The following is a 7,634-nucleotide window of genomic DNA, read 5'->3' on the forward strand; positions in this document are numbered from 1 at the left end:
CCGCCATCTGGTGCACCAGCACCCCACGCAACCCCGGCGCCGCTTGCGCCAGGCCACGGTACTGGTGGGTCTGGCATCACTGGGCCTGTGCCTGGGTCTGTGGACCTGGTCCTACGCGAACAACCGCCAGTGGGTTGCCAACGTTCGTACCGACCTCGAGCATGTCACCCGTCTGCAGACATCGTCGCCCGATCTGTCGTCACGCCTGGAAGCGCTCATGATCCTGCAGGACCGACTGACCCAGGTCCAGGCGATCCGTCGCGAGCGCCCCTGGGCCCTGTCCTTCGGCTTGCACCAGGGACGCCAGCTCGAGGACGTGCTGCGGCGGGAATACTTCCACGGTGTGCGCGAGGTCATGCTCAAGCCGGTGGCGCAAAGCATCGAGGCCTATCTGGCCGCCGTGAAGGAGAACGAAGGCCAACTGCAAGACGGCGCCGAACCAGTGACTTCGGCGACGACGCCCCCTTCGGCGGCCGCACAGGGCTCACCCTACAGCGCCGCATCTGCCACGAGCGTCACCGACGCCTACAACGCTCTCAAGACCTACCTGATGCTGGCGGACCGGCGTCGTGCGGAGCCCGGACACCTGAGCGACCAGATCACCCGCTTCTGGCGTGGCTGGCTCGAAGTCAACCGCGGTGCGATGCCTCGCGAACGCATGCTGGTGGTGGCGGAATCGCTGATCGCCTACACCACAGCCCAGGTCCACGACCCCGAGTTTCCCCAGGTCGCGAACAATCTGGCCCTGGTGGACGAAAGCCGCCGGGTGCTGCGCACTGTGGTGCGCGGCATGCCCGCCCGAGAGCGGGTTTATGCCGAGATCAAGGCCCGCGCAGCCACCCGCTTTGCGCCGATGACAGTGGCACGCGCCATTGGCGAGTCCGACCCCGACCTGCTGTCGGGCAGCCACGCCGTATCGGGAGCCTTCACCCGCCAGGCATGGCGTGAATATGTGCAAGGCGCCATCCGTGATGCCGCCCACAAGGCCCTGCAGGCTGACGACTGGGTGCTCAAAACCACCGTACAGGACGATCTCACCCTCGATGGCAGCCCCGAGCAGATCCAGAAGGCACTGACCGATGCCTACAAGTCCGAGTACATCGCCCAGTGGCACCGCTTCCTGCATGGCGTGAGTGTCCAGCCCTTCGGCAGCTTCGAGCAGGCCGTCAGCCGTATGAACCGCTTGGGTGACCCGGCAACCTCACCGCTGGGACGACTGATGGCTGTCGTGCACGAGGAGACGGCCTGGGACCGGCCTGTGACCGCCACGGATGTGACCGGCGCAAGCCGCGGCTTCGGTGCATGGTTCCGCCAGGTGGTGTTGCGTCAAGCACCGCCCCAGGTGAATGTGCAAGTGCGCACCGACGACCCGGCCAGCGCCCAGCGGACCCTCACGGGGCAGGTGAGTCAGGAGTTTGCGGGCGTGAGCCGCCTGCTGAGCGCGCGCGACGACGGTGGCAGTCTCATGGGGGCCTACCTGGACGGCCTGTCCCGTCTGCGCACCCGCTTCAACCGCATCCACACCCAGGGCGAAGCCGGTCCGGGCAGCGTGCAGCTCCTGCAGCAGACGCTCGAAGGGCAGTCCGAGATCGCCGAGCTGCTCAAGCTCGTCGACGAGCAGATGCTCAACGGCCTGAGCGACAGTGCGCGCGCCAGTCTGCGCCCCTTGCTCGTGCGGCCCCTGATGCAGGCCTATGAAGCGCTCATCCCGGGTGCAGAGGAAGAGATCAACCGCATCTGGCTCGCCCAGGTGCACGGCCCTTACGAATCCACACTGGCAGACCGCTACCCGTTCAAGCCCGACGCCCGTGTCGAAGCCTCGGCTGCGGACATCGCCAAGATCTTCGGCCCCGAGGGGGCGATCGCTCGGTTCGCGGACAAGGCCCTCGGCCCGCTGGTGATCCGGCGCGGGGACAGCCTGGCACCGCGCACCTGGGCCGACCTGTCCATCCGGCTCCATCCTGAATTCACGGCCCGCTTTGCCACCTGGGTGGCGCCGCTCGGGGGCCATGCCACGGCCCCGGCCGGCACAGAGCAGACGCTGTTTCAGATCCTGCCCCAGCCCGCCCCGGGGCTGACCGAGTACAGCCTGGAAATCGACGGCCAGGTGATGCGCTACCGCAATGCCGCAGCCGCCTGGTCGCATTTCGTCTGGCCCGGCCCTCAGCCCACGCTCGGCGTGCGCCTGCACGGGGTGAGTTTCGACGGTCGCAGCATTGACTTCGTGCACGAGCCCGGCCGCTTCGGTCTGGAGCGCATGATCCACAGTGCCCAGCGCCGCCGCATCGATGCCCAAACCCATGAACTGCGATGGTCTGCTGGCGGGCACGCCGTGGCCATACACCTGCGCATCATCGCCATGCCCGGATCTTCCGGCGAGTCGTCCACCGGGCACGCAGGACTGGGCGGCGCCCCGTTGCCCCGCACGGTGGCCGGCGCCCCTTCCGTACGCCCCGCCTCCACTGTCTCTGCGGGAGGGTCTCGATGAGCCTGTCCGCCTCCATCGCGAAGCTGGTGTGCTTCGGCAAGCTCCCCTCCCACGGCGATTTCGTGCGCAACGGCACAGCCAGCACGTCGCTCGTCCAGACCCTGGATCGCTGGATGTCACGCACGTTGGAACTGCTGGCGCAGGACCCCTGCTGGAAGCAGGTCTATGACGAAGCGCCGGCCACCCAGTTCGCATTTCTGGGCCCACGCAGTCCCGTCGGACTGGCCGGCCACCTCGTCCCCAGCCAGGACGCCTCAGGCCGCCGCTATCCCTTCATCGCTGCGGCGTCCTTCGGTGTGCCTGAGCCCGCCGGCTTCCTGGGACTGAGCCCCCTGGGGCTGTCACGCCTGTGGCCCCAGATGGAACACACGGCACAGCTCGCACTGGCCTGCGAGAATGCTGCCCAAACCCAGGACGTGCTGGCGCGCGCCGAGCAGCAGCTCGAGGGCTTGGTGCCCCCCGGTGCGACGCATTTCCGGGACTTCCTACAGACCCAGACGCTGGGAGCACTGGAGTCCCTGCTCGAGGAGGCCGGCCAGGCCCTGCCCTTGCGCCAAACGCTGCTGGCCCTGGGCCTGCTGCTGCGGCCGCTGCTGGGCCAGCCGACGCCGAGGCTCGAACGGGGCCTGCAACTGCCCTTGCCCAACGACCCGCTGTACCGTCCCTTCGTGGCTTCGTTCTGGCTCGACCTGGTGGCCGGATTCCTGCGGCGCAGCGGCCTGGAGTTGGGCATCTTCACCACGCGCCATCGAGGCCGCGGACTGCTGGTCATCGGATTCAACGGGGCCTGCCCGCGCAGCCTGCGCTCCGTGCTGGCCCCGCAGGCAAGCCCCCAGGACAACATCGAGTTCTCATCCCCGTCCTGGGTAGAGCGCTTCGTCGAGACTGACTACGCAGTCAAAAAACTGTCGAGCTATCTGCGCAATCCCACGCTTTCGCTGGCCCAGGCCAGCCAGACCTTCCGCGAGGCCTTCCTGGGCCTGTGAGGAGACGCCGATGATGCCCTTCCGCCCCCGCTTTGCCCTCCCGCAAAGCCTGCACACCCGCCATCGACGCCCTGGGTGGCTCCACGCCCTGACGGCCGCGCTGCTGCTCGGCAGTGGCCTTGCCGCGGCCGGCGGCCGCAACGAGCCCACTCCCGACCAGGTGCTCGTGACCGGCACCGTCCCGGACGAGGCCACGCGTGCGCTCGTCCTGCAACGGCTGCACGAGCTGTACGGCGCGCACCGCGTCGTCGATCAGATTGCCATCGGCAGCGTGGTCGCCCCGCCGCAGTGGTCCCAGCACGTGCAGAACATCCTGGGCCCGGAGATCCGTCAGGTGAGCCGAGGCCAACTCACGGTGCGCGGCACGCAGGTCGACCTGCAAGGCGAGGTGCCCAACGAGGCCCAGCGCCAGCAGGTGGTCAGCGCCGTGGCCACGCGGCTGAACCCGACCTACACCGTGCGCAGCGCCCTGCGCGTAGGCACGGGGGAACAGACCCTGCTCGACCATGCGCTGGCCAACCGCATCGTCGAGTTCGAACCCGGCAGCTCCGTGCTCACGCCCGCGGGACGGGCGGTGCTCGATCAGATGCTGCCGACCCTGATGCGCCTGTCGGCCCGGCGCATCGAGATCATCGGCCACACCGATGCCCTCGGAGCCCCGGATGCCAACCTGGCCCTGTCGCTGGCCCGGGCCGACGCCGTTCGCAGCTACCTCCAGGCCCGGGGCATCGAGGCCCAGCGCCTGGCCATCTCCGGCATGGGTTCTGCGCGCCCGGTGGCCAGCAACGAGACCCCCGAGGGGCGGGCCCGCAACCGTCGCATCGAGTTCCGGATCAGCCAGTAGCCGTCGCGCGCAACGCTCACGCCGGCGCCTGCGCCGCGGCGGCCAGCCGCTCGGCGCAGGCTTGCGCCACGGCGCCGTCGCGGGCTTCCACCATCACGCGCAGCAAAGGTTCGGTGCCCGATGCCCGAATCAAGATGCGGCCGGCCTCGCCCAGTTCCCGGGTCACGGCGGCCTGCTCGGAAGCCAGGCGATCATTGCGCCGCCAGTCCTGGCCGGGCTGCAGGCGGACGTTGATCAGGGTCTGGGGAAACAGCGTCACATCGGCCAGCAGCTCAGCCACCCCCAGGCCCGAACGCATCGTCGCCTGCAGCACCTGCAACGCACTCACCATGCCGTCACCCGTGGTGTGCCGGTCCAGCGCCAGCAGGTGGCCCGAGCCCTCGCCGCCAAGCAGCCAGCCCCGCGCCACCAGTTCCTCCAGGACGTAACGGTCGCCAACCTTGGCTCGCACCAGCGGCACGCCGCGCCGCGCCAGGGCCTGCTCCACCCCAAGATTGGTCATCAGTGTGCCGACCACGCCGGGAACGGCCTGCCCCAGGCGTAGCCGGTCGGCAACCATCACGTACAGCAGCTCGTCGCCGTTGTAGAGCCGCCCATTGCCATCCACCAGCAGCAGTCGGTCGGCATCCCCATCGAGCGCCACGCCGTAATGCGCGCCATGCTGGCGCACCGCATCGACCAGGGCCTGCGGTGCGGTGGCCCCAAACCCGGCATTGATGTTGTAGCCGTCGGGACTGCATCCGATCGCCACGACGTCGGCCCCCAGCTCGTGCAGCACGGCGGGGGCGACTTGGTAGGCCGCACCATGGGCAGCGTCGACCACGATCCGCAGGCCCTTGAGCGACAGCTCGGCACTGAAGGTGGCCTTGCAGAACTCGATGTAGCGCCCCTGGGCATCGTCGAGACGCCGTGCCTTGCCCAGCGAAGCGGAATCCACCCACTGTGGCGGCTCCTCGAGCTGGGCCTCGACAGCCAGTTCCCATTCGTCCGGCAGCTTCTCGCCCTGGGCTGAAAAGAATTTGATGCCGTTGTCACCATAGGGATTGTGCGAGGCGCTGATGACCACCCCGAGGTCCAGCCGCAGGGCCCGGGTCAGGTAGGCCACCCCCGGCGTGGGCAACGGGCCGCTGAGCAGCACATCTACGCCGGCCGACGAGAAGCCTGCCTCCAACGCCGACTCCAGCATGTAGCCCGAGATACGCGTGTCCTTGCCGATCAGCACCGTGGGTCGGCCCGCGCCCTGGTGGGCGCGCCGCAGCACGCGTCCCACCGCATGGCCCAGCCGCAGGACGAAGTCCGGCGTGATGGGAAAGCTGCCGACCGCGCCACGGATGCCGTCGGTCCCGAAATACTGTCGTTGACTCATCTGTCTGTCGTTTCTTTCGATCGAGTGGACCAGGGTCCGGTGCGCACCACGACAGCGCCAATGATGCGTTCATTCTGGGTCAGGTCAGGCCTGCCAGGACGGCAGTCCGGCATGGGCCCAGACCTTCAGCGCATCGACGGTCGCAGCCACGTCGTGCACGCGCACGATGCGGGCGCCGCGCTCCACGGCAGCCAGGGCCGCAGCCACACTGGCTGCCAGGCGATCGGCCACATCCCGCCCGGTGACCGCACCGAGCGAGGACTTGCGGGACCACCCCGCCAGCAGCGGATAACCCGGCGCGAGCAGCTCCGGCTGTCGCCGCAGCAGTTCGAAATTGTGCTCGACCGACTTGCCGAACCCGTAGCCGGGATCAAGGACGATGCGCGCTGCCGCGACACCGCGTTCCCGCAAAGCCTGCGCCCTCTCCTCCAGGAAGCAGCGCACCTCGGCCGCCACATCCTCATAGTGCGGTGCCGCCTGCATGGATTTGGGTTCGCCTTGCATGTGCATCAGGCACACCCCGCAGCGAGGATGCGCCGCGATGGCCTCTGCCGCCGCGGGGCTGCGCAGTGCGAAGATGTCGTTCACGATGTCCGCCCCTACATCCAGGGCCATGCGCATCACCTCGGGCTTGTAGGTATCGACCGAGATGGGGACCCCCAGGCGCACGGCCTCGCGCAGCACGGGCCGCACGCGGTCCAGTTCCTCCTGCAGCGGCAGAGCCTGGGCGCCCGGACGGCTCGACTCGCCGCCCAGGTCGAGGATGTCTGCCCCCTCGCGCAGCAACCGCTCGCAATGGGCCAGTGCCGACCGGGTGTCGGCATGCCGGCCACCATCGGAAAAGGAGTCGGGCGTGATGTTGACGATCCCCATCACGCGGGGACGGCTCAGGTCGATGTCGTAGCGCGACGTTTGCCAGTAGTGCATGGGGTTCGGAAAGTGACAACGGGGCCGAAGCCCCGTTGGGTGTGGCTGCCGGACGCGACGGATTCGCCGTCAGGCCGCGGCCGGCGCCTGGTCGGTGTTGACCGGCGGTGTCGGTCCGCCGCTGCCTTTGCCGCCGCTGCTGGGCGTCCAGTCCTTCGGCGGGCGCGGCGGCTTGCCCGCCATGATGTCGTCGATCTGTTCGGCGTCGATGGTCTCCCACTCCAGCAGGGCCTTGGCCATCGCATGCATCTTGTCCTTGTTCTCCTCGATCAGCCGGCGGGCAATGGCGTACTGCTCGTCGATGATCTTGCGGATCTCCTTGTCGACCTTTTGCATGGTCTCTTCGGAGACGTTCACCTGTTTGGTGATCGAGCGACCCAGGAAAACCTCGCCCTCGTTCTCGGCGTAGACCATCGGGCCCAGCTCGTCGGTCATCCCATAGCGGGTGACCATGTCGCGGGCGATCTGCGTGGCCCGTTCGAAGTCGTTGCTGGCGCCGGTGGTCATCTGGTTCATGAAGACCTCCTCGGCAATGCGCCCGCCGAACAGCACCGCGATGGTGTTGAGCATACGCTCCTTGTCCATGCTGTAGCGGTCACCCTCGGGCAGTTGCATCGTCACGCCCAGCGCGCGACCACGCGGGATGATCGTGACCTTGTGGACCGGGTCGGTCTTGGGCAGCAGCCGCGCCACCAGGGCATGGCCGGCTTCGTGGTAGGCCGTGTTGCGGCGCTCTTCCTCGGGCATGACCATGGACTTGCGCTCGGGACCCATCAGGATCTTGTCCTTGGCCTTTTCAAAGTCCTGCATCTCGACCACACGGGCATTGCGGCGCGCGGCGAACAGGGCAGCCTCGTTCACGAGGTTGGCCAAGTCGGCCCCGGAGAAGCCGGGCGTGCCACGGGCCAGGATGTCGGGCTTGACATCCGTGCCAATGGGCACCTTGCGCATGTGCACGTTGAGGATCTGCTCGCGGCCGCGCACGTCCGGCAGGGTCACATAGACCTGGCGGTCGAAACGGCC

Annotated in this window: 6 protein-coding genes; 3 read left to right on the forward strand and 3 right to left on the reverse strand. The window is 68.3% G+C overall.

The window, feature by feature from the left end:
* The 3 genes from ACK42S_RS13185 to ACK42S_RS13195 all read left to right on the forward strand — a co-directional run.
* Positions 1-2,488 (forward strand): ImcF-related family protein (locus ACK42S_RS13185; protein ID WP_409708245.1); only part of this gene is annotated, 2,488 nt, incomplete at its 5' end.
* Positions 2,485-3,474: a type VI secretion system-associated protein TagF gene (tagF, locus tag ACK42S_RS13190; RefSeq protein WP_409708248.1), complete on the forward strand. Its 990-nt coding sequence runs from the start codon at positions 2,485-2,487 to the stop codon at positions 3,472-3,474. The genes ACK42S_RS13185 and tagF, both read left to right, overlap by 4 nt.
* Before the next feature lie 10 nt (positions 3,475-3,484).
* Positions 3,485-4,318 carry an OmpA family protein gene (locus ACK42S_RS13195; protein WP_409708251.1) on the forward strand — a complete coding sequence of 278 codons (834 nt, stop codon included), beginning with the start codon at positions 3,485-3,487 and terminating at the stop codon, positions 4,316-4,318.
* A gap of 16 nt (positions 4,319-4,334) precedes the next feature.
* Here the strand turns inward: ACK42S_RS13195 and glmM are convergent, their stop codons facing one another.
* The 3 genes from glmM to ACK42S_RS13210 form a co-directional block, all read right to left on the reverse strand.
* Positions 4,335-5,684, reverse strand: coding sequence for a phosphoglucosamine mutase (gene glmM, locus ACK42S_RS13200; RefSeq protein ID WP_409708253.1), 1,350 nt, complete (start codon positions 5,682-5,684; stop codon positions 4,335-4,337).
* A gap of 84 nt (positions 5,685-5,768) precedes the next feature.
* Positions 5,769-6,611, reverse strand: a complete 843-nt coding sequence (gene folP, locus ACK42S_RS13205) for a dihydropteroate synthase (RefSeq protein WP_409708256.1) — start codon at positions 6,609-6,611, stop codon at positions 5,769-5,771.
* 69 nt (positions 6,612-6,680) lie between these two features.
* The coding region (locus ACK42S_RS13210; RefSeq protein ID WP_409708259.1) for an ATP-dependent metallopeptidase FtsH/Yme1/Tma family protein at positions 6,681-7,634 on the reverse strand (954 nt) is incomplete at its 5' end.

Origin of the sequence: Caldimonas sp. (assembly GCF_046289365.1) — a bacterium.
Taxonomy (GTDB): domain Bacteria; phylum Pseudomonadota; class Gammaproteobacteria; order Burkholderiales; family Burkholderiaceae_C; genus Caldimonas.

Coding starts and splice junctions, on each gene's coding strand:
- glmM (WP_409708253.1), bottom strand. CDS start 5,684: ATGAGTCAACGACAGTATTTCGGGACCGACGGCATCCGTGGCGCGGTC.
- folP (WP_409708256.1), bottom strand. CDS start 6,611: ATGCACTACTGGCAAACGTCGCGCTACGACATCGACCTGAGCCGTCCC.
- ACK42S_RS13195 (WP_409708251.1), top strand. CDS start 3,485: ATGATGCCCTTCCGCCCCCGCTTTGCCCTCCCGCAAAGCCTGCACACC.
- tagF (WP_409708248.1), top strand. CDS start 2,485: ATGAGCCTGTCCGCCTCCATCGCGAAGCTGGTGTGCTTCGGCAAGCTC.